The sequence below is a fragment of the Ructibacterium gallinarum genome, from assembly GCF_014982785.1.
In the GTDB taxonomy this organism is placed as follows: Bacteria; Bacillota; Clostridia; order Monoglobales; family Monoglobaceae; genus Ructibacterium; species Ructibacterium gallinarum.
Map to the genome: position 1 here is coordinate 56,723 of NZ_JADCKB010000009.1, position 21,375 is coordinate 78,097.

The following is a 21,375-nucleotide window of genomic DNA, read 5'->3' on the forward strand; positions in this document are numbered from 1 at the left end:
GGAGGGGAGATATACATATGCAGCAGTTACTCATCGGCGGCATTGCAGCGTTTGTAGTTGCCGCTGTTTGCGGAAAATTTTTTATCCCGGTTTTACACCGGCTGAAGTTTGGGCAGGAAATACGGGAAGAAGGCCCTAAATGGCATGAAAAAAAGTCAGGAACACCTACTATGGGCGGATTTATTTTTATTGTAGGCATTCTTGCAGGACTGATTCTGGTTTATGCCTTAAGTGGCATTTTAAACATAGAAGCACCGTCCATATTAGAAATTGGTATGCTGACTGTGGTGATGCTGGCCTATGCTGCCATTGGTTTTGTAGATGACTATATCAAGGTAATATTAAAACGGAATTTAGGACTGACGGCAAGTCAGAAATTTGGCCTTCAGTTTCTGGTTGCGCTGGCCTTTGTCAGCTGGGCTGTCTTTGGAGGGTATATTACTACATGGATTCGGATTCCGTTCACACAGCTTGCCTGGGACCTGGGTTGGTTTTTTATTCCCTTTGCGGTTCTTGTGATTTTGGCGACGGTAAACAGCGTAAATTTGACGGACGGTTTGGATGGACTGGCAACCTGTGTAACTATGACGGTGGCAGTTTTTTATCTTTTGATTACTACAATCGGAAAGTTTCCCAATCCGGCAGTTGCTTTGTTTGCTGCGGTTTTGCTGGGAGGACTGGCCGGATTTTTGATTTATAACAAATTCCCTGCCAAGGTATTTATGGGAGATACCGGTTCCTTGTGCCTGGGCGGTGCTGTCTGCGGGATGGCAATTCTTCTGGAAGAACCGCTGGCGCTGTTGATTGTTGGTTTTATTTATGTAATCGAGTCGTTATCGGTAATTATGCAGGTTACTTCCTATAAATTGACAGGAAAAAGAATATTTAAGATGAGCCCCATCCACCATCATTTTGAGATGTGCGGCTGGAGCGAAAAGAAGATAGTTGCTGTATTCACCCTGATTACAGCGGCGCTGTGTGCGCTGATGTATTTCTTTGGATAACAGCGGTATTTGGATTGGAGGAAATGGCGTGGCTTATCAAAATAAATATTCCAGAAGCCGCTATTCCGGCAGAGCGGTGCCAAATGCTCCGGCAGGTGCAGGACGGCGGCCGCGGAATCAGCAGCGCAGCTGGCTGGCAGAGCTTTTACGCCCCGGCATGGGCGATGTGGATTACCCTTTTTTGATGGCGGTGATTCTGCTTTTGGCCTTTGGCCTTGTCATGCTGTTCAGTGCGGGAAGTGCAAAAGCGTTTTCTAATTTTGGGGACAGCTTGTGGTATTTTAAGAAGCAGCTGTTTGGAGCAGTGCTTGGTGTTGTGGGTATGATTGTTCTGGCACGGTTTGATTACCATCGTTTGGGAAAGTTTTCTTTTGGTCTGCTCCTTCTAAGCGGAATTTTGCTGGTCATGGTTTTGATTCCGGGATTAGGAACAACCACCAATGGATCTACCCGCTGGCTGTTTGGCTTTCAGCCTTCTGAAATTGCTAAATTTGCGGTAATTCTCTTTTTTGCCTTCAGTTTATCCAAAAATCAGAAAATGCTTCCAGATTTTCTTCGGGGATTTTGTCCATATCTGGCGGTATTGGGTGTGTTTGTCATTTTGTTGGCGCTGGAGCCGCATTTTTCCTGTATTGTATTGATGGGTCTTTCTTCTTGCCTTATTTTGTATGTGGCAGGAGCGAAAATCAAGCATTTCTTGATTGTCGGGTTTCCGGCGGTCATTGGGGCCGTGTTTATGGTTGTTAAAGAACCGTACCGTATGGCCAGAGTGGTCTCGTTCTTAGATCCCTTTGCGGATGCGCAGGGAGACGGATGGCAGATTGTGCAATCTTTGTATGCGATTGGTTCCGGCGGCATTTTTGGTGTGGGCTTGGGACAGAGCAGGCAGAAATATCAGTCTTTGCCGGAGCCCCATAATGATTTTATTTTTTCGGTTCTTGCGGAAGAACTGGGGCTTTTGGGAGCAATTATTTTGATTGCGCTTTTTATTTTTCTTATTGTACGGGGAATTAAAATTGCGGCCAAGGCTCCTGATCTATTTGGTACCCTGCTGGTGACAGGAATTGTAGGCATTGTGGCCTTTCAGGCCTTGATCAATATTGCGGTGGTAACCTCGTCTGTTCCGGTTACCGGTATGCCGCTCCCGTTTTTCAGTTATGGAAGTACCGCCCTTTGTATTACTATGGCAGAAATGGGAATTGTGCTTAACGTTTCCAGACAATCGCATGCCCCGCTTTGATCGGGGCAGGGAATCTCTGCGGCAGGCAGAAAAGTATTAAAATTCAGCCAGAAAGGCAGTGAGATATATGCGTTTGCTCTTTGCGGGCGGCGGAACTGCCGGACATATCAATCCGGCATTGGCGGTTGCAAATTATTTTTGCCAGCACGCTGCTGATACGCAGGTGCGGTTTGTAGGTACGGCAGAAGGATTGGAAACGGGACTGGTACCCCGAAGCGGTTACCCGCTGGATTTGATTCGTGTACACGGATTTGACCGGAGTTTGACCCTGCAAAATCTCAAAAATGTGTGTGAACTTCCGGGAGCGGTGATTCATGCTGGGAAAATTATAAAAAAATTTCGGCCGGATGTTGTTGTGGGAACCGGTGGCTATGTGGCCGGACCGGTGCTGTATGCCGCGGCAAGGCGGCATATCCCTACGCTGATTCACGAATCCAATGCCTTTCCTGGGATTACGACCCGTATTTTATCCCGGTATGTGGACACCGTGGCGCTGGGTGTGGAAGATGCCGGCAAATATTTAAGCAAAGCCAAAAATCTGGTGGTAACGGGCACACCGCTGCGGCCATCGCTGCTGGCGGCAGGAGAGTTTGAGGCCCGGCGAAAGCTGGAATTAGACGACAGACCGTTTTTGGTGATTTTTGGCGGCAGCTTGGGTGCCAGGGACTTTAACCGTACCGTAGTGGATTGGATATGCCAGACTGCACCGCTTGAAAAATATCAGATCTTGATGGGTACAGGAAAACTGCATCAGTATGATGATGTGATGGAACGATTCCATCAAAACGGCGTGGACCCCTCGGCATGGAAGCAGGTTAAAATTTGTGAATATATTTATGATATGGATGTGGTGATGCGGGCAGCGGATTTGGTTATCAGCCGTGCCGGCGCAAGTACGCTCTGTGAATTAACGGCATTGGGAAAGCCAGCGGTTTTGGTCCCATCTCCCTATGTGACAGGAAACCATCAGGAACACAATGCCCGGGCAGTAGAACGCGGCGGCGGCGCAAAGGTGATATTGGAAAAAGACTTTACGCCGGATGTTTTGGAAGAAACTGTATCACAGCTTACATCAGATAAAAAAATATTGATAGAAATGAAAAAAGCTTCCCGTGCACTTGGACATATCAATGCAACGGAAGTTCTGTATCAGGAAATTATAAAGCTGGTCCGTGCCCGGGAAGCGTCCCGGAAATAATATGGACAGGCGCGGTCATGCACAGCTTTGGCCCAATGACATACAATAAGGTGTAGAATTGGGAGGTGCTGACCTTGCGTGAGCTTACTATATACGGCGGGAAGCCGCTTGCGGGGCAGCTAAGGGTTCAAGGCTCCAAAAATGCTGTTCTGCCGATTCTGGCGGCAACCCTCCTTACTGACGAACCCTGTGAAATCAGAAATTGTCCGGATCTTACTGATGTTCATGCGGCACTGGATATTTTAAAAAGTCTTGGCTGCCGTGCGGATTATGACGGGCACACCGCTGTGATTCACCCTTCCGGTGCGCAGGGAACTGCCATACCGGATGACTTGATGCGGCGGATGCGGTCTTCTGTGATGTTTTTGGGTGCTGTTTTAGGCCGATGCCGCAAAGCATGCATCAGCTATCCGGGCGGCTGTGAATTGGGAGCCAGACCGATTGATATTCATCTGCGTGCTTTGAGGAGCCTGGGAGTCAGGCTTTTGGAGGAAGGTGGATATATCCATTGCTGTCTGGAACAGTTTGTCCCTCGGACGATTACCTTTATGTTCCCCAGTGTTGGGGCCACAGAGAATATTATGATGCTCTGTGCGGTTTCCGAAGGAGAAACGATACTGGTCAACCCGGCACGGGAGCCGGAAATTGTGGATTTGCAGAATTTTTTAAACTGTATGGGCGCTGATATTGTGGGGGCAGGAACAGACTGTATCCGTATCCGCGGAGTAACCCGCCTGCATGGATGCAGTTATGCGGTGATTCCCGATCGAATTGCGGCGGCGACGTATGCCTGTGCAGCTGCGGCTTGCGGCGGAGAAATTTTGCTGACCGGAGTGGAACCGGTACATATGCGTATTTTACTGTCGGTATTGCGGGATATGGGCGCAGAGATTACAGAAGAAGGCGAGCAAATATGGATGCGGATGCACCGGCGTCCCCTCGCGGTGTCTTCGGTAAAAACTTTGCCGTATCCCGGCTTTCCTACTGATGATCAGGCGCCATTGATGGCAGCTTTGTTAAAAGCAGAGGGGAGTTCGGTGATCAGTGAAACCATTTTTGAAAACCGCTTTAAGCATGTGGGTGAATTCCTGCGCATGGGGGCCAATATTCAAATTGAAGGACTGAATGCAATCGTGCGGGGGGTAGACCGCTTGCACGGTGCAGAGGTGAATGCTGCAGATTTGCGCGGCGGAGCCGCGTTGGTGATTGCCGGCCTTAGTGCGGAGGGTAAAACGGTGGTGCGCCAGACCTGCTATATTGACCGTGGATATGAAGATATTGCTGGTGCATTTCAGAGTCTGGGAGGAAATATTTGTTATCAGGAATAACGGCGGTGTGTTTACACCCGCCGCAATGGACAAGCTATTTGGACCTTAGAGGAGTGGTGATATGCGGCGTCGCAGAAAAAGCTGGATGAATCCAAAGCTGAAATTGATTATCTTGTTTACTTTAATTGTATGTGCCGGTGTAGCAGCCGGAATGTTGTTTACACCGGTTTTTCATATTCAGGAGGTATACTGTGAGGGAAACAGCCGGCTTGCTTCTGAGGATATCATTGCGGCGGCGCAGGTGCAGACAGGAAAAAATATTCTGACGGAAAACCTTTCCCAAATTAAAAAGCGGGTTTTGGAACTGCCTATGGTAGAGGAAGCAGGAGTGCGGAGAGTTTTCCCGAATAAAATTAAAATATGGGTGCGAGAACGCATTCCCGCTGCTTATATTTATACAGACAACCAGTGTGCCATTGTGGATCTGGATGGAAAAATTCTGGAAATGATTACGGACGGCCGTGTAGAAGAATGGGTCAAAACCTATACGCCGGTTCATACACAGCAGGCAGAGGAAAATGCGGAAAAGGATGAAGCAGAGGATCCGGATAGCGCAGCCAAACCTACCGGTTCGGCCAAACCAACCGCATCGGCTAAGCCTGGGAGTTCAGCCAAACCGACGTCTTCCGCGAAGCCTACTGGTTCGGCCCAACCGACAAATTCGGCTAAGCCGACTGGTTCTGCTGTGCCGGAGGACGACAAACAGGAAAATATGGAAAATGCCAATACCCAGCAGGAAGAAACTACTGCTTTGCCTTATCAGGCGCCGCTGATTGTGGGGTTGAAGCTGGAAAAGCCGACCGCTGGAAAAAATGCAGAAAGCAAGGAAAATGAAAAGCTATCGAGTACGCTGGAAACTTTGCGCTGTTTGGAAAAAGTAGGATTATTGGAGCGCGCTACCTATTTCGATGTTACTAGTATCCATGATGTTATCCTTGTGATAGAGAATCGTCTGGAAGTAGAACTGGGAAATCTGGAGAATATGGAATATCGCAGTGCATTTCTGGCAAAGGTAATTAATGAAAAGATTTCCGCTACGGAACAGGTTATCATGGATTACCGCGGTGAAGATATTTATGTACGTCAGCCGGAAGATGGGCAGGCACGGATGGTGGCAAAGCCGAGCGCTTCTCCGAAGCCATCGGCTTCCACAAAACCGGATAGTACCGCATCGGCTTCTGCAAAGCCTGAAAGCACAGCATCTGCATCGGCAAAATCCAGTGCCTCACCCAATATTTCTGTGGACGCAAAACAAAGTGAAAATGAGTCTAATTGACTAGAATTATAAAATTAGTAAAGAATGTCAGATAAAGGAAACGAAATTATTTTGATAAAAAAATGTTTGGTGTTTGTAACAAAAATGTAATATTGTTTTAAAAAATTTGAAAAATTATCTTTACAAAATAAAAATACATGGTATAATATACTTAACTATGCTAAACAAGTATTTGGAAGAGCGACCAGAGGAAGTAAGGAGGAAAAGAGCGTGTTTCAGTTTGATACAGAAAATGTTAACCCTGCCCAGATTAAGGTGATTGGCGTTGGCGGCGGCGGTAACAATGCAGTAAATAGAATGATTGAAGCGCAGGTTAAGTGTGTGGAATTTGTTGCCGTAAATACGGACAAGCAGGATCTGACCTTATCTGCGGCTTCTCAGAAAATACAGATTGGTGAAAAGATTACCAAAGGTTTAGGCGCGGGTGCAGACCCGGAAATTGGGAAAAAGGCGGCAGAAGAGAGCCGTGATGAGATTGCCCAGTCGATCAAGGGTGCGGATATGGTATTTGTCACTGCTGGCATGGGCGGCGGGACCGGCACTGGTGCGGCGCCGATTGTGGCTGAGGTTGCCAAAGAAATGGGCGTTTTGACCGTTGGTATTGTGACAAAGCCGTTTTGGTTTGAAGGAAAGACCCGTCAGAGAAACAGCGATGAAGGTATTAAAAATTTGATGGATGCTGTTGATACCTTGGTGGTAATTCCCAATGACAAGCTTTTGGAGATTGCGGAAAACCGTACACCGCTGGTGGAGTCTTTCCGTATGGCGGATGATATTCTGCGGCAGGGCGTTCAGGGTATTTCTGATTTGATTTCCCGTCCTGGCTTGATCAGTCTGGATTTTGCGGATATTAAGACGATTATGAAAGATACTGGTTTTGCACACATGGGTATTGGCCGTGCCAGCGGTGAGACCCGTGCAGAAGAGGCTGCCAAGAAGGCGATACATAGCCCTCTTCTGGAGACCACCATTGAAGGCGCCAAAGGCGTTATTCTCAATGTTACCGGCGGAAGTGATTTGGGTATTCTGGAGGTCAAGACTGCTGCGGAGTTGGTAGAAGAAGCAGCAGACAGGGATGCTAATATTATCATTGGTGCTATTATTGATGAAGATATGGGCGATGAGATTCAGATCACAGTGATTGCAACTGGGTTCAAAGGAAATGTTCCCCAGCAGCAGGCGGAACAGGAAAATCCTTTTGATAGCTTTCTCAGCCGGTTTGGCAACGGCGGCAATATGAACCGTGGCGGAGCAACCGCCTCTCCTTCTTCTGCGTCCTCGCGGCCGGTGGAAAAAGTACCTTCCTCTACCAATTTGTTTAGCAAATTTGGTGAAGATGACGGCATTGATGTTCCGGTATTTTTGCGCAATCGGAATAATAACAACAAGCAGTAAAACAGAAAACATGACCCGGCAGAACAATCTGCCGGGTTTTTTGTGTTGTGGTGTAAAAGCGGAAAATGACGGATGTTTTGTTTTGACAACCGCAATATTTTGTGGTACAATAAAAATTATGCTGGGTAGGTATGGTGTTTATTGTGCCTTGCCCGCAATATGTTACTGATTTGGAGGTAGGCAAATGTCTGCAAGCACATATGATAATTCCAGCATTTCGTCCCTAAAGGGTGCAGACCGAGTGCGTAAACGGCCGGCGGTTATTTTTGGCTCTGATGGGATTGAAGGCTGCGAACATTCTATGTTTGAAATTCTCTCAAATTCCATTGATGAAGCGCGGGAAGGATTTGGAACCGTAGTTTATGTGACCCGTTATATGGACCAATCCATTGAGATTGAGGATTTTGGCCGGGGCATTCCGGTAGAATATAATGAACGGGAGAAAAAATATAATTGGGAATTGGTTTTCTGCGAACTGTATGCCGGCGGAAAATATCATAACAATGCCGGCGGAAACTATGAATACTCTTTGGGACTGAACGGGCTTGGCGCCTGTGCTACGCAGTATAGTTCGGAGTATATGGACGTAGAAATTCTCCGGGACGGCTATAAGTTTAATCTGCACTTTGAAAAAGGAGAAAATATTGGCGGTTTGATGAAAACCAAGTTCCGGCACCGGCATACGGGAAGTAAAATTCACTGGAAGCCGGATCTTGAGGTGTTTACGGACATCAATCTGTCCCTGGAGCTCTATCAGAGTATTTTGAAGCGGCAAGCCGTGGTCAATTCCGGCCTACGGTTCGTGCTGAAAAACGAGACATCGCCGGGAGAATTTGAAACCTTTGAATATTATTACGAAAACGGCATTGTGGATTATGTGAAAGAGCTTTCCCATGGAAAGGAACTGACAGCTATACATTTTATGGAAGCGGAACGTAAGGGCCGGGACCGGGAGGATTTGGACGAATATAAGGTTAAGATGAGTTTTGCTTTTTGTTTTAACAACGAGTATAATGCCTTAGAGTATTATCATAATTCAAGCTTTTTGGAATATGGCGGCTCTCCGGACAAAGCGGTGCGCAATGCCTTTGTTTATGCTATAGACCAGTATTTGAAGCAGAACGGAAAGTATACCAAAAATGAAAGCAAAATTCAGTTTTCCGATATTGAAGACAGTTTAATTCTGGTCAGCAATTCCCTTTCCACTATGACCAGCTATGAAAACCAGACGAAAAAGGCCATTACCAATAAATTTATCCAGGAAGCCATGACGGAATTTTTACGGGAACAGCTGGGCATTTATTTTATTGAAAACAAGATGGATGCGGAAAAGATTTGTGAGCAGGTTTTAGTGAATAAGCGAAGCCGGGAAACGGCGGAGAAAACCCGTATTAATGTGAAAAAGAAATTGGGTGGTAATCTGGATGTCGCAAACAGGGTAAAAAAGTTTGTGGATTGCCGCAGCAAGGATGTCAGCCGCCGCGAGGTGTATATTGTGGAGGGTGACTCTGCACTGGGGGCTTGTAAACTGGGTCGGGACAGTGAATTTCAGGCAATTATTCCTATTCGTGGAAAGATTTTAAATTGTTTAAAAGCCGAGTATGACAAAATATTTAAGAGCGATGTCATTATTGATTTATTGAAGGTTTTGGGTTGCGGTGTAGAAATTAACAGCAAACATAATAAGGACCTTAATTCCTTTAATTTGGAAAATCTGCGTTGGAGCAAGGTGATTATATGTACCGATGCCGATGTGGATGGATATCAGATACGCACCCTTGTTTTGACCATGATTTACCGGTTGGCGCCTACGTTGATTGAGAAGGGATATGTTTATATTGCTGAATCTCCGCTATATGAAATTACCTGTCGGGATAAGAGTTATTTTGCATTTAACGAGGCGGAAAAGGCAGAAATTATAAAAAAGCTGGAAGGAAAAAAATATACGCTGCAGCGAAGCAAGGGGTTGGGTGAAAACCAGCCAGAAATGATGTGGGAAACCACTATGAACCCTGAAACCCGTAGGCTGATTAAGGTGATGCCGGATGACATGGAAAAGACCAGAGAAATGTTTGATTTACTGCTGGGGGATAACCTGTCTGGGCGGAAAGAACACATTGCTAATTTTGGACATGAATTTCTTGCGCTGACCGATGTAATGTAATGATGGAATACTGAAGGAGAAAAATAGATGAAAAAACCGATTATAGAAGAACAGCAGATTACGGATACACTGGAGCAGAATTATATGCCTTATGCCATGAGTGTTATTATTTCCCGTGCCATACCGGAAATAGATGGTTTTAAGCCTTCTCACCGTAAACTGTTGTACACCATGTACAAAATGGGATTACTCAGCGGCGGCCGTACCAAGTCCGCGAATGTGGTGGGGCAGACCATGCGGCTGAACCCTCATGGTGATCAGGCGATATACGAAACCATGGTGCGTCTGACAGAAGGTAATGGAGCATTGCTTTTGCCGTTGGTGGATTCTAAGGGAAATTTTGGCCGGCAGTATTCCAGAGATATGGCTTATGCCGCCTCAAGATACACCGAGGTGAAGCTTGCCAAGGTTTGTAGTGAAATTTTCCGGGATATGGACAAAAATACCATTGATTTTGTGGATAATTACGATGGCACTATGAAGGAACCCGTTTTGCTTCCCACCACGTTCCCCAATATATTGGCAAACCCGAATCAGGGGATTGCTGTGGGAATGGCGTCCAATATTTGTAGTTTTAATCTCAGAGAGCTGTGCGAAGCGACCATTTTGGTAATGAAGGATCCGCAGGCGGATTTGCTGGAAGTTATGCCGGCACCGGATTTTCCGCTGGGCGGCGCAATTATTTATGACCCCAATGAAATGCGGGAGATTTATCAGACAGGGCGCGGCAGTATCAAGATTCGGGCAAAATATACGTATGACAAAAAACAGAATTGTATTGATATCAAAGAAATTCCCTATACCACAACGGTAGAAGCAATCGTGGAGAAGATCGTAGATCTGGTGAAAGCCGGAAAGCTGAAAGAAATTTCCGATATTCGAGACGAAACCGATAAAACGGGTTTGAAGCTGACCATTGACCTAAAGCGGGGTACCGATCCGGACAAGCTGATGGCACGGCTGTTCCGTATGACGCCTTTGCAGGATAGCTTTGGCTGCAATTTTAATGTTTTGGTAGAAGGATCCCCCATGGTTTTGGGCGTCAATGATCTGCTTTGTGAGTGGCTGAGATTCCGCAGGAGCTGTGTGCTTCGAGGTATTGCTTTTGATATTGGAAAAAAACAGGAAAAACTGCATTTGCTGGAAGGGCTTGAGCTGATACTGCTTGACATTGACAAGGCGATCAAAATTGTGCGGGAGACGGAAGAAGATGCCATGGTCGTTCCCAATTTAATGGATGGCTTTGGAATCGATGAGGTTCAGGCAGAGTTTGTGGCAGAAATCAAACTGCGGAATCTGAACAAGGACTATATCTTAAAGCGTACGGCTGAAATCGAGCAGCTGAAAGAGGAAATTGAAGAACTTCAGAATATTCAAAACAGCAAAGCCCGCATTAATAAGGTAATTGAAAAACAGTTAAAAGAAGCGGCAAAAAAATACGGTACTGACCGCCGGACGGAACTGATTTCACCGGATAGTGTGCAGGAGGTGGAACCGGAGCAGATGATAGAAGATTATGCTGTCCGGTTGTTTCGGACCGAACAAAATTATATTAAGAAAATTTCTCTGGTTTCACTGCGTTCCAGCGGAGAACAACGGCTGAAGGAGGATGATGTGATCCTTCAAGAAGAAGAGACAACCAATCGAGCAGAAATTTTGTTTTTTGTCAGCAGCGGGGATGTATATAAGCTCCGTGCCCATGAAATCCCTGACGGTAAGGCTAGCCAGTTGGGAGAGTTTATTCCCAACCTTTTGGGAATCGACGGCAAGGAAAATATCGTGGGAATGGTGCTCAGCGGCGATTATAGCGGTCATATTCTGTTTTGCTTTGCAAACGGAAAATGTGCCAAGATTCCGCTTAAAAGTTATGAAACCAAGTCAAACCGGCGCAGGCTTACCGGCGGATTTGCGGTACAATCACCGCTGGTCAGCATGATCTTCCTGCCGGAGGATATGGAGATTGTGCTAAAGAGTACAGCGGATAAGGCGCTTACGGTCAAGACGGAAAAAATTCCAGTAAAAACGACTCGAACCAGCCAGGGTGTACAGACCATGACCTTGCGGAAGAATGCTGTGGTGAAAGAAGCAAAACTTGCTGAAAACTGTGGGCTTTTGAATTATGAGCATTACAGGAGCCGGAATATCCCGGCTGCGGGATCTGTTATCCGGCAAGAGGATAAGGGAATCGAGCAGATGGGATTTACGCTTGCCCCTATGGAAGAAGAAACAAAAGAATGAAAAAGAGCTCCCAGCACTGCTTTTTGCAGGGCTGGGAGCTTTTTGCATATTTAATCAATAGAAATACGGAATCCATATTGGATTTCTTTTTCGCTAAAGCGGTATGTTTCGATAAGCTCCGGTCCACAGCTGGCAGAGCCAATGCCAGATACTTTATAATCGATTCGCACGGTGATATAATCTGCTTTGACAAGTTCGTTGGTATGCATTGCCTCAGTCAGCATTTCAGAAGTGTATTCTGAAACATTGATTTCAAAGGGGGTGTCCGAGGCAAAGGTAAGTCCGTTGTCCATTTTCAGCAGGCGGGTATCATAGTGGTTACCGTGTTCCTGCGGTACGATATACGGAACATATTCGACTTCTGCCGAGCTTTGATACATTCCCGTGTTGGCGTAATGGTGCATATCGCAATAGGTTTCACCGGGACCCATACCAAAATAGGAAAAATGCTGTGCGGACTTTGGAAGTTTGAATTCAAAGCCCAGTCGGGGCAGCCAAATGCAGTTTTCCCTTACGGTTCCGGACAGGTTTACATCAATAGAGCCATCGTCAAAGAACCGGTAAACACAGGTATAGCGGAAGAATGGAAGTCTGGATACTCCTGCCAGACTGCCGGTTACGGTAATGCTATTTCCCTCAAGTTTGCAGTCATAGACCTTGTTGAAAAGCCGGTTAAAGTTTTCACCAGACTGGTTATCGTTGTTGAGATAGCCCCACTGGCTTTTGATGCGTCGATCATTATCAGTGGGAGCACGCCATACGGAAAGCTGTGTCATGCCACAGGTGAGGCCGTTGACGTCTTCTAGTAAACCGTAGTGGGTGTTGAATTTATGGGTAAAGCCGTTGCCGTGAATCAGAATGTATTCTGCTTCCTGCGTCAAAGTAAGCGTGTTGCTGGAGTCACAGAGCGGGGAGGAAACGCGGCGAATCTCCAGGTCATGCTGATCGGATGCAAATTCCGTTTCTCCTTTGACAAGACGCAGATTTAGGAAACAGCCAAGGGCGCATTGCTCTGGAAGCTGATAATCGAGTGCAACGGTTTTTGCAGTATGTGGAGGAATATCCACAATCAGACTGCCGCTGTCTGTTATTTTCCCATCTGTTTCAATCTCCCAAAACAGTGTAAATTCATTAAGATTGGTAAAATCGTAGCAGTTTTGTATTTTCAGCTGGCCGTTTTCCATTTTGGACCACATGGGCTGGTAAGCATGTTTGGCTTCTAGCGTACCGGCTTTGAAACTGCGGTCATGAAAGACCAATCCGTCACAGCAGAAGTTTCCGTCATGGGTCATTTCATTAAAGTCACCGCCGTAAAGGCCCACTCCGTTTCGCAGCACGGTATGGTCAGCCCATTCCCAGATACAGCCGCCGATGAGCTTGGGCCGGCTGTAAATCAGCCGCCAATAATCCATCAGATCGCCGGGCCCATTGCCCATTGCATGACTGTATTCGCAGAGAAAGACAGGCCGCATATCATCGGACTGGGCAAATCCATCGGTACGGCTGAGATCCGGGTACATATAACTAACCACATCTACGGTATCTGGATTACCGACTGTGTTTGCGCTTTCGTAATGTACCAGCCGGCTGTTATCCCGGTTATGGATCCATTGGCTCATTGCGGCAAAATTTTCACCATAGCCGCTTTCATTGCCCAAAGACCAGAAGATGACGCAGGGGTGATTTTTGTCCCGCTCCACCATGCGCACTGCTCGTTCTACATAGGCATTCTGCCACTCCGGTCTACGGCAGATCCAATCCATATTTTCTGTGTCATAACCAACGTAGCCGGGAAATCTGGTGCAGAAGCCGTGGGTTTCAATATCGGTTTCATCTACAACATAAAAACCTAGCTGGTCACACATCTCCAGGAAATAAGGCGTAGGCGGATAATGGGAGGTGCGGATGCAGTTCATATTCAGGGATTTCATTAATTTTAATTCTTGCAACAGTTCGTCGTTTGTTTCATAATAGCCGTGTTCTGGATGGGTATCATGATGGTTGACCCCTTTTAATTTCACCGCAACACCGTTGATCAGCAGTTCCCCTAAAGGAGAGACGGAAATTTTCCGCAGGCCTATTTTTTGTGCAATAAATTCACTGCCGTGGTGAATGATAGCGGTATATAGATAGGGCTTTTCCGCATTCCAGAGGATGGGAGAAGAAAGGTCATCTTCTGTGCCATTCTGGTTGAGAATCGTGCAGGTCCCTTCGCCGGTATAAACAATATTTTTGTCATCGGCATTGATTTCAATATCCCATAGACGGTCCTGATCCCGGGAGAGCAGGTACACATCGCGGAAAATTCCGTTAAAACGGAAAAAGTCCTGATCCTCAAGATAACTGCCAAGACACCATTTGCGTACCTTTACCGTCAGGTCGTTTTCTCCCTGATGAAGGTACGGGGTCAGCTCGAATTCTGCAGGTAGATGTGAGCCCATGCTGGTTCCTACCTTGGTCCCGTTGACAAATACGCTAAGGTGAGAACTAACGCCTTCAAAAACAATATAGGTGCGCCGCTGTGCCCAAGATTCAGAAATAGTAATGTTTCGGTGATATACCCCCATTGGATTGTCATCAGGTACAAAAGGCGGGTCTACCGGATAAGGATAGTTTACATTGGTATAATTGGGATCTTCATAGCCATAGCATTGCCAGCAGGAAGGAACAGGAATGCTTTCGGTAAAAGGTGCTGATTCGTTTTCGTCAATATCACGGGCGTAATAGGCAAAGTCCCAGACACCGTTTAGAAGCTGGTAATAAGCGGAATCTGCAGGATTGCCGGCAACTGCTTTTTCGAAGCTGTCATAGGGGATATAGTGTGTTCGCGCCGGTTCCCGGTTTGTATGTAACGTGGAAAGATTTTCATATTCACGCATCAATAGAGACCTCCTTTAAAATGGTAAAGCGGCTTGCTTTTTGCCGCCTAATTAAGTTCATTATAAAAGAAAATCTTCGAATGTAAACGAAAGGTTTTTAACAAATATATGAATATTTTAACCTAATAGGAAGATGATGCTGCAGTTGACAAAGCGGCGGCAAGATGATAGAATAAATAAAAACAGGCGGAGGCGAAAATGATGAAAACCCTGAAAAATGTACCCTGTGGTCAGTCAGCAGTAGTAAAAAAACTTTGGGGGAGCGGCGCTTTACGGCGGCGGATCATGGATATGGGTATTACCAAGGGGACGGAAATCCAGGTGCGGAAGGTGGCGCCCCTGGGAGATCCCTTGGAAATCACCCTGCGGGGATATGCATTGACCTTGCGGAAAGAAGACGCCGATTTGATTGAAGTTTTTTAATTCCATTTAAGGCAGAAAAGGAGTGGCTGAAATTGAAAAAAGCACCCAAAACCAACGCCATGCGATATTTGGAAAAGCATAAGGTGGCCCATCGGGAGCTGTTATATGAGAGCGACGGTTTTATGGACGGTGTATCCATTGCTAAAAAACTGGGACAACCAATGGAAAAGACTTTTAAAACTTTGGTTACGGTGGGAAAGAGCAGGAATCATTATGTGTTTGTAGTGCCGGTAGCTGAGGAACTGGATTTGAAGAAAGCGGCCGCAGCAGTGGGAGAAAAAGCGGTGGAAATGATTCATGTGAAGGAGATTACGGCAGTGACCGGATATGTCCGGGGAGGATGCAGTCCTTTGGGAATGAAAAAGCAGTTTCCGACCGTAATTGATCAAAGCGCGCTCGCTCATGAGGAAATTATGTTCAGCGGCGGCCGGCTTGGGGCGCAGATCGCCATGGATCCTCGGCTTTTGACCGATTTGATTGGCGCGGAGTTTAGAGATATTATTGTAAAGGGATAAATAAAAAGAGCCGCGGCGGTGCAAAACACCGTCAGCGGCTTTTTTTATGTCTATTCTCGAATTTGTCCGTTTCCAAAAATAATATATTTGGTGGTGGTGAGCTCGGCAAGACCCATGGGGCCGCGGGCGTGAATTTTCTGGGTGCTGATGCCGATTTCTGCACCAAAGCCGAATTCAAAACCGTCCGTAAACCGTGTGGAAGCGTTTACATATACGGCTGCCGCATCAATTTCGTCCAGGAATTTCTGGGACGCCGCATAGTCCCGGGTGACGATAGCTTCACTGTGTCGGCTGTTATAACGGTTGATGTGGGAAATGGCTTCTTCCAGACTGTCTACAATTTTGACAGCGAGCTTAAGGTCGAGATATTCCTGTCCCCAGTCATCTTCACTGGCGGGAATCGCATCTGGATAGAGAGAGCAGACACGCTGGTCACCAATAATTTCCACGCCGCGCTTTGCCAATTCAGGTAGAATCATGGGCAGAAATGCCCCGGCTGCGGCCTGGTGCACCAAAAGTTTTTCTTCCGCATTGCAGACGGATGGCCGCTGGGTTTTGGCATTGATGACAATCCTTTTTGCCATTTCCAGATCTGCGGAAGAATCTACATAAACATGACAGTTTCCGGTTCCGGTTTCAATGGCGGGTACCGTGGCGTTTTCTACTACGGCGCGGATCAATCCCGCACCGCCCCGGGGGATGATGACATCAAGGTATTCGTTTAGCCGCATCAAGGCGGTGGCGCTTTCCCGGCTGGTATCTTCTACCAGATGGATGCTGCCTTCCGGAAGCCCTGCGGCGTATGCGGCTTCCTGCATAACCTTTACAATCGCCCGGTTGGAGAAAGCGGCTTCCTTTCCGCCTCGGAGAATCACTGCATTTCCGGCCTTGATACATAGCCCTGCCGCATCTGCCGTCACGTTAGGCCGAGCTTCATAAATAATACCGATTACACCCAGAGGAACTCGTACCTTGCCTATTTTCAATCCGTTGGGCCGTTTGACCTGGGAGATCATTTCCCCAATGGGATCCGGCAGTGCGGCAATCTGTTCAATACCTTCTGCCATACCCGAAATCCGTTGTTGATTCAGCATCAGCCGATCCAGAAGCCCCTGGCGCATGCCGTTTTGTTTCCCCTGCTCCAGATCGCGGGCGTTTTCCTGCAGCAAAAAACTGGTCTGCTCCCGCAGAGCTGCGGCCATGGCCAAGAGAGCCTTGTTTTTTACCCTGGTGGAAAGCGCGGCAAGCTGATAGGAGGCTTCTTTTGCCTGACGTCCTTTTCTGTTTAATTCTTCTACTGCGTTCATATGGGTCATCTCCCCCTGAAAATTGATTTTGGGTTGATTATAGCATATTTTTATGGTATAATCAAGCAGTAACTTGGAAAAGACAGGAGCGAAAATCATGTTGTTTGATACCCATGCGCATTATGATGATGCGCGTTTTGATGAAGATAGGGAACAGGTCATTGCCAGTCTTGCAGATTGCGGAGTGGGATACGTTATGAATATTGGTGCGGATATGGAAACCTCACGCCGGGCGGTTGACCTTGCCGATCGGTATGATTTTTTTTATGCCTCCGTGGGGGTGCATCCCAGCGATGTTGAAAATTTAACCCAGCAGGATATGGAAACATTAAAACGTATGGCTATGGAAAATCCAAAGGTGCGTGCCATTGGAGAAATCGGCCTTGATTATCACTACGATACACCAGAACCGGAAGTGCAGAAAAAATGGTTGATCCGCCAGCTTCAGCTGGCACAGGAATTGGACATGCCGGTGGTCATCCACGATCGGGAGTCAAAGGGACAGTGTATTGAAATCCTACGTCAGATGAAAATCTCCAAAGGGGTCATGCACTGTTTTTCCGGCAGTGCGCAGACGGCCAAGGAACTGGTAAAAATGGGTTTCATGATTTCCTTTACCGGGGTTTTGACCTTTAAAAATGCCCGAAAAGCTGTGGAAGCCTGTGCGGCAGTTCCCATAGACCGGCTGATGATAGAAACGGACTGTCCGTATATGGCGCCGGAGCCCCACAGGGGAGAGCGGAATTATAGCGGATATGTGAAATATGTAGCCCAAAAAATGGCGGAAATCAAAGGAGTGTCTTATGAAGAAATGGTGCGGATCACCACCGAAAATGCTCTGCGGTTTTACAGAATTGAGAAATAAGACAGGCTGTACGCAATCTTAAATGCGTACAGCCTTCAGACTGTCGAAAAAGTCGTTATACCGCAAGCGGAATGAAAAATAACATACCTTTCTTTTTCATCAAAACTTAAACTTTTGCGAAAAAATGACGCCGGATTCATCGAGAAACCGGCGTCATTGCTTGCTTTTCCCGCAATCGCTCTCTACCGTACCTTTGTACGCCGACGAAAGCGATTGCGGAAAATCTAACTTCTTTTTTCAACATCTGTCAGCGTGTCGATACTTTATCGACACGCTGCAGGCTGTACGCATTTAAGATTGCGTACAGCCTTTGCTTTTTGGTTTTAGTTTTGCGCCTTCCAGGCGTCTGCGGCGGCTTTGGCAACCGCTTGAGAAACCCGGGGATCAAACGCTTTGGGAATAATATTTTGGGGCGAGAGTTCTTCCGGTGGAATCAGCGCCGCCAGGGCATAAACAGCGGCGGCTTTCATTTCTTCTGTGATCCGTTTGGCACCGGCGTCCAGTGCACCCCGGAACAGCCCTGGAAAGACCAGAACGTTATTGATCTGGTTGGGATAATCGCTTCTGCCGCTGCCGACGACGGCCGCACCGGCGGCAAGGGCTTTTTCGGGCATAATTTCGGGTATGGGGTTTGCCATGGCAAAGACAACGGGATCCTTTGCCATGGAACGCACCATTTCTTCCGAAACAATATTGGGGGCTGAAACGCCGATCAGTACATCGGCGCCTTTGAGAACATCAGAAAGATTGCCTTTTTGCAGTTCCGGATTGGTGATTTCAGCCATTTTGGCTTGTTCCGGGTTGACCCCATCCATTCCCCGGAAAATGGCACCGGCTTTGTCTACCAGCGTCAGATTTTTTGCGCCGATGGCTAGAAGCATTTTAGCAATGGCAATTCCCGCGCTCCCGGCGCCGTTAACGATGATTTTCACGTTTTCGATCTGTTTGTTTACCACACGGAGGGCATTGAGTATACCTGCACAGACCACAATAGCGGTGCCGTGCTGGTCGTCATGAAAGACCGGGATATCCAGTGCTTCTTGCAGGCGGCGTTCCACTTCAAAGCACCGGGGGGCGGAAATATCCTCAAGATTAATCCCTCCAAAACCCGGGGCAATATTTTTTACGGTATTTACAATTTCGTCCACGTCTTGGGTGGCAAGACATATGGGAAAAGCGTCTACGTCTGCAAAGTTTTTAAACAGCACGCATTTCCCTTCCATGACGGGCATGGCTGCTTCAGGACCGATGTTGCCCAGCCCCAGAACGGCAGAGCCGTCGGTGACTACGGCAACCAGATTCCCTTTTCTGGTATAGTCATATACTTTCCCTTTGTCTTTGGCAATTTCTCGGCAGGGTTCTGCTACGCCGGGGGTATAGGCAACAGAAAGCTGGTCCGTGGTCTGGGTCTGTGCCCGTGCAGATACTTCAATTTTTCCCCGCAGTTCTTTGTGCAGCTTCAGTGCCTGTTCGTTGTAATTCATTTGTTATCTCTCCTTCATCAGCAATTTTTTTCGTATAAGATTCTGAGCCCATCCAGTGTCAGCATACGGTCAACCACGTCAATGGTTTGGGATTCTTCCGCAATGGTTCCTGCAAGGCCGCCGGTAGCAATGACTTTGCAGTCTGGTGCATTCAGTTCCGCTTTCATTCGGCCGACAATACCATCGACCTGGGCAACCTGGCCAAAGACCGCGCCGGATTGCATAGAAGCTACGGTATTTTTCCCAATGACTCGAGGCGGTTTTTTAATCTCCACCCGTGGCAGTTTGGCGGCCTGTTCAAACAGGGCGTCCATGGCGATTTTCACGCCCGGAGTAATGACGCCGCCCAAGTAATCACCTTGCCGGTCAATGGCACAGAAGGTGGTGGCGGTTCCAAAATCAACAATAATCAACGGTTTCCCGTATTTGTGTATGGCTGCCACCGCATTCACAATCCGATCGGCGCCCACCTCTTTGGGATTGTCGTAGAGAATCTGCATATCGGTTTTGGTTCCCGGACCAACAATCATAGGCTCGCATTCTACGTACCGCCGGACAGCGTTATTTAAAGCGTGCATAATTGGTGGAACAACGGAGGAAATGATCACGGCCTCTATGTCTTTGGCTGTAATCTGCTCCGTTCCCAGAAATTGCAGCAGGAGCATTCCGATTTCATCCGAAGCACGGTTTTTGTCGGTTGCCATCCGCCAGTGCCGGAGCATTTTTGTTTCATTATATAAGGCAACTACAGTATTGGTGTTGCCTACATCAATGGCCATCAGCATATTTTCACCTTATTTCTTTTATTGATTTTCTTTCAGACAGATTTTTACTTTCCCGTCTGTGATTTCAATGATTCCGTAGCTTTGCCAGCTGCTGCCGGGATTGAGAATCTGGATGCCGTCCTGTTCGGTTAGCAAAGGAAGGTGGGTGTGGCCGAAAATACAAATATCGGCATGATGTTTTTTCGCCTCCTGTACCAGCCGGAAAGTGGAATGGCGGACGCCGTATAGGTGTCCGTGCGTTAAAAAAATTTTTTTGCCGCCGAAGACGAATACCCGCTGCGTTGGCACGTTAAATACATTAAAATCATTGTTTCCCAGCACAAATTCGCAGGGCAGTTCGGGCCATGCGTCAAGAATATCGTCTACGTCCCGCTGTACGTCGCCTGCGTGAATGATCAGGTTAATATCCGGTTCTTTTTCTATGGCACGGCGGATACTGTTAAAATTCTTGTGGGAATCACTCAGTACAATCGCTTTCATTGCAGACCTTCTTTCCCAAGATAAAAAATTTGTATGAAACATTATAGCATAATATGAAAAATTTGTCACGAATTTTCTTTTCCTTGCATAAAGTATAAGTAGCAGACTGTAACAGGAGGGGATTTTCATGAATATGGAAGAAATGCTGAAAAATGTGGATCCGAATAAACTAAACAGCATGCTGCAGAAGCTGGAAGGGGTATTGACCCCGCAGCAGATGAAGCAGGTGCGGCAGACGGTGCAGGGAGGGAATCCTGCGGCGGTGCAGCAGAAAATGAAGCAGTGCAGTGCAGAGGATCTAAAGCGTGAACTTGAAAAAAATCCTGCACTGGCTCGGCAGCTGGCGGCCAATCCGGAAATTATGAATCAGCTAAACCGTATTTTGGGGAAGAAATAGGGGGGCAGAATATAAGCTTTAGAAAGGGGGAAGGCCTGTGGAAGAATCTGTAGATTTATCCGGTGCGGTGGATATGTTAAAAAATATGCTGGATAATGAAGAAGGGCAGCAGCAGATACAGAATATCCTCAATATGTTCGGCGGTAGTGCGCCGGATACTTCAGAATCTCCTGGGGAGGCCACAGGCGGGATCGATCCGGAAAGCGTAGCAATGATGCTGAAGATTCAGAAAGCTATGTCCGCCATGAACAGCGGCAGGAATAGCAGTCAGTCACAGCTTCTCATGGCGCTAAAGCCATTTTTAAAGCCTGCCCGAAGAGAGAAGGTAGACAGCGCTGTGAAGCTGCTGAATTTAACCCGTGTCTTTGCTGTTATGCGGGAAAACGGGGAGGAATAA

General features: G+C 47.2%; 18 protein-coding genes. 13 read left to right on the forward strand and 5 right to left on the reverse strand.

Annotated features, from left to right (window positions below; translation table 11 throughout):
- Positions 1-17: 17 nt before the first annotated feature.
- The 8 genes from mraY (at position 18) to INF28_RS05770 (ending at position 11,843) form a co-directional block, all read left to right on the forward strand.
- Entirely contained in the window at positions 18-1,004 is a 987-nt protein-coding gene (mraY, locus tag INF28_RS05735; RefSeq protein ID WP_226392510.1) for a phospho-N-acetylmuramoyl-pentapeptide-transferase, read from the forward strand.
- A 28-nt stretch (positions 1,005-1,032) separates the two neighbouring features.
- Entirely contained in the window at positions 1,033-2,244 is a 1,212-nt protein-coding gene (gene ftsW / locus INF28_RS05740) for a putative lipid II flippase FtsW (protein ID WP_226392511.1), read from the forward strand.
- 67 nt (positions 2,245-2,311) lie between these two features.
- Positions 2,312-3,442 carry an undecaprenyldiphospho-muramoylpentapeptide beta-N-acetylglucosaminyltransferase gene (gene murG, locus INF28_RS05745; protein WP_226392512.1) on the forward strand — a complete coding sequence of 377 codons (1,131 nt, stop codon included), beginning with the start codon at positions 2,312-2,314 and terminating at the stop codon, positions 3,440-3,442.
- Between the two features lie 74 nt (positions 3,443-3,516).
- The gene (murA, locus tag INF28_RS05750) at positions 3,517-4,770 is read left to right on the forward strand and encodes a UDP-N-acetylglucosamine 1-carboxyvinyltransferase (RefSeq protein ID WP_226392513.1); all 1,254 of its coding nucleotides are present in this window, start codon (positions 3,517-3,519) and stop codon (positions 4,768-4,770) included.
- Between the two features lie 61 nt (positions 4,771-4,831).
- On the forward strand, positions 4,832-6,046 hold the full coding sequence (locus INF28_RS05755) for a cell division protein FtsQ/DivIB (RefSeq protein WP_226392514.1): 1,215 nt from the start codon (positions 4,832-4,834) through the stop codon (positions 6,044-6,046).
- A 210-nt stretch (positions 6,047-6,256) separates the two neighbouring features.
- A complete protein-coding gene (ftsZ, locus tag INF28_RS05760) occupies positions 6,257-7,441 on the forward strand; it encodes a cell division protein FtsZ (protein WP_226392515.1) in 1,185 nt (394 codons plus the stop codon).
- A gap of 184 nt (positions 7,442-7,625) precedes the next feature.
- On the forward strand, positions 7,626-9,605 hold the full coding sequence (locus INF28_RS05765) for a DNA gyrase/topoisomerase IV subunit B (RefSeq protein ID WP_226392516.1): 1,980 nt from the start codon (positions 7,626-7,628) through the stop codon (positions 9,603-9,605).
- Between the two features lie 27 nt (positions 9,606-9,632).
- Entirely contained in the window at positions 9,633-11,843 is a 2,211-nt protein-coding gene (locus INF28_RS05770) for a DNA gyrase/topoisomerase IV subunit A (RefSeq protein ID WP_226392517.1), read from the forward strand.
- Positions 11,844-11,893: 50 nt separating this feature from the next.
- Here the strand turns inward: INF28_RS05770 and INF28_RS05775 are convergent, their stop codons facing one another.
- A complete protein-coding gene (locus INF28_RS05775; protein WP_226392518.1) occupies positions 11,894-14,722 on the reverse strand; it encodes a glycoside hydrolase family 2 TIM barrel-domain containing protein in 2,829 nt (942 codons plus the stop codon).
- A 201-nt stretch (positions 14,723-14,923) separates the two neighbouring features.
- Here INF28_RS05775 and INF28_RS05780 point away from each other — a divergent pair, with 201 nt between their 5' ends.
- Together INF28_RS05780 and ybaK are read left to right on the forward strand one after the other, a co-directional pair.
- Complete coding sequence (locus INF28_RS05780) at positions 14,924-15,145, forward strand: FeoA family protein (protein WP_226392558.1); 222 nt, start codon at positions 14,924-14,926, stop codon at positions 15,143-15,145.
- 26 nt (positions 15,146-15,171) lie between these two features.
- Entirely contained in the window at positions 15,172-15,660 is a 489-nt protein-coding gene (gene ybaK, locus INF28_RS05785; RefSeq protein ID WP_404815148.1) for a Cys-tRNA(Pro) deacylase, read from the forward strand.
- 50 nt (positions 15,661-15,710) lie between these two features.
- On the opposite strand, the gene INF28_RS05790 is transcribed toward ybaK, so the two are convergent.
- Complete coding sequence (locus tag INF28_RS05790) at positions 15,711-16,967, reverse strand: glutamate-5-semialdehyde dehydrogenase (RefSeq protein WP_226392520.1); 1,257 nt, start codon at positions 16,965-16,967, stop codon at positions 15,711-15,713.
- A gap of 97 nt (positions 16,968-17,064) precedes the next feature.
- Between INF28_RS05790 and INF28_RS05795 the strand changes: the two genes are divergently transcribed.
- Positions 17,065-17,832, forward strand: coding sequence for a TatD family hydrolase (locus tag INF28_RS05795; protein WP_226392521.1), 768 nt, complete (start codon positions 17,065-17,067; stop codon positions 17,830-17,832).
- A 323-nt stretch (positions 17,833-18,155) separates the two neighbouring features.
- Here the strand turns inward: INF28_RS05795 and INF28_RS05800 are convergent, their stop codons facing one another.
- The 3 genes from INF28_RS05800 to INF28_RS05810 are packed head-to-tail and all read right to left on the reverse strand — an operon-like array spanning position 18,156 to position 20,581.
- Positions 18,156-19,316, reverse strand: coding sequence for an NAD(P)-dependent malic enzyme (locus tag INF28_RS05800; RefSeq protein ID WP_226392522.1), 1,161 nt, complete (start codon positions 19,314-19,316; stop codon positions 18,156-18,158).
- Positions 19,317-19,333: 17 nt separating this feature from the next.
- A complete protein-coding gene (locus INF28_RS05805; RefSeq protein WP_226392523.1) occupies positions 19,334-20,101 on the reverse strand; it encodes a type III pantothenate kinase in 768 nt (255 codons plus the stop codon).
- Positions 20,102-20,119: 18 nt separating this feature from the next.
- Positions 20,120-20,581: a metallophosphoesterase family protein gene (locus INF28_RS05810; protein ID WP_226392524.1), complete on the reverse strand. Its 462-nt coding sequence runs from the start codon at positions 20,579-20,581 to the stop codon at positions 20,120-20,122.
- Positions 20,582-20,708: 127 nt separating this feature from the next.
- Here INF28_RS05810 and INF28_RS05815 point away from each other — a divergent pair, with 127 nt between their 5' ends.
- Both INF28_RS05815 and INF28_RS05820 read left to right on the forward strand, forming a co-directional pair.
- A complete protein-coding gene (locus INF28_RS05815; protein ID WP_226392525.1) occupies positions 20,709-20,978 on the forward strand; it encodes a hypothetical protein in 270 nt (89 codons plus the stop codon).
- A 37-nt stretch (positions 20,979-21,015) separates the two neighbouring features.
- Complete coding sequence (locus INF28_RS05820; RefSeq protein ID WP_226392526.1) at positions 21,016-21,375, forward strand: hypothetical protein; 360 nt, start codon at positions 21,016-21,018, stop codon at positions 21,373-21,375.

Excerpts from the sequence above, each read along its gene's own strand:
- INF28_RS05780 (WP_226392558.1), top strand. The coding sequence starts at position 14,924 with ATGAAAACCCTGAAAAATGTACCCTGTGGTCAGTCAGCAGTAGTAAAA.
- mraY (WP_226392510.1), top strand. The coding sequence starts at position 18 with ATGCAGCAGTTACTCATCGGCGGCATTGCAGCGTTTGTAGTTGCCGCT.
- INF28_RS05810 (WP_226392524.1), bottom strand. The coding sequence starts at position 20,581 with ATGAAAGCGATTGTACTGAGTGATTCCCACAAGAATTTTAACAGTATC.
- INF28_RS05805 (WP_226392523.1), bottom strand. The coding sequence starts at position 20,101 with ATGCTGATGGCCATTGATGTAGGCAACACCAATACTGTAGTTGCCTTA.
- INF28_RS05755 (WP_226392514.1), top strand. The coding sequence starts at position 4,832 with ATGCGGCGTCGCAGAAAAAGCTGGATGAATCCAAAGCTGAAATTGATT.
- INF28_RS05790 (WP_226392520.1), bottom strand. The coding sequence starts at position 16,967 with ATGAACGCAGTAGAAGAATTAAACAGAAAAGGACGTCAGGCAAAAGAA.
- INF28_RS05795 (WP_226392521.1), top strand. The coding sequence starts at position 17,065 with ATGTTGTTTGATACCCATGCGCATTATGATGATGCGCGTTTTGATGAA.
- INF28_RS05775 (WP_226392518.1), bottom strand. The coding sequence starts at position 14,722 with ATGCGTGAATATGAAAATCTTTCCACGTTACATACAAACCGGGAACCG.
- INF28_RS05765 (WP_226392516.1), top strand. The coding sequence starts at position 7,626 with ATGTCTGCAAGCACATATGATAATTCCAGCATTTCGTCCCTAAAGGGT.
- INF28_RS05800 (WP_226392522.1), bottom strand. The coding sequence starts at position 19,316 with ATGAATTACAACGAACAGGCACTGAAGCTGCACAAAGAACTGCGGGGA.
- INF28_RS05815 (WP_226392525.1), top strand. The coding sequence starts at position 20,709 with ATGAATATGGAAGAAATGCTGAAAAATGTGGATCCGAATAAACTAAAC.
- murG (WP_226392512.1), top strand. The coding sequence starts at position 2,312 with ATGCGTTTGCTCTTTGCGGGCGGCGGAACTGCCGGACATATCAATCCG.
- INF28_RS05770 (WP_226392517.1), top strand. The coding sequence starts at position 9,633 with ATGAAAAAACCGATTATAGAAGAACAGCAGATTACGGATACACTGGAG.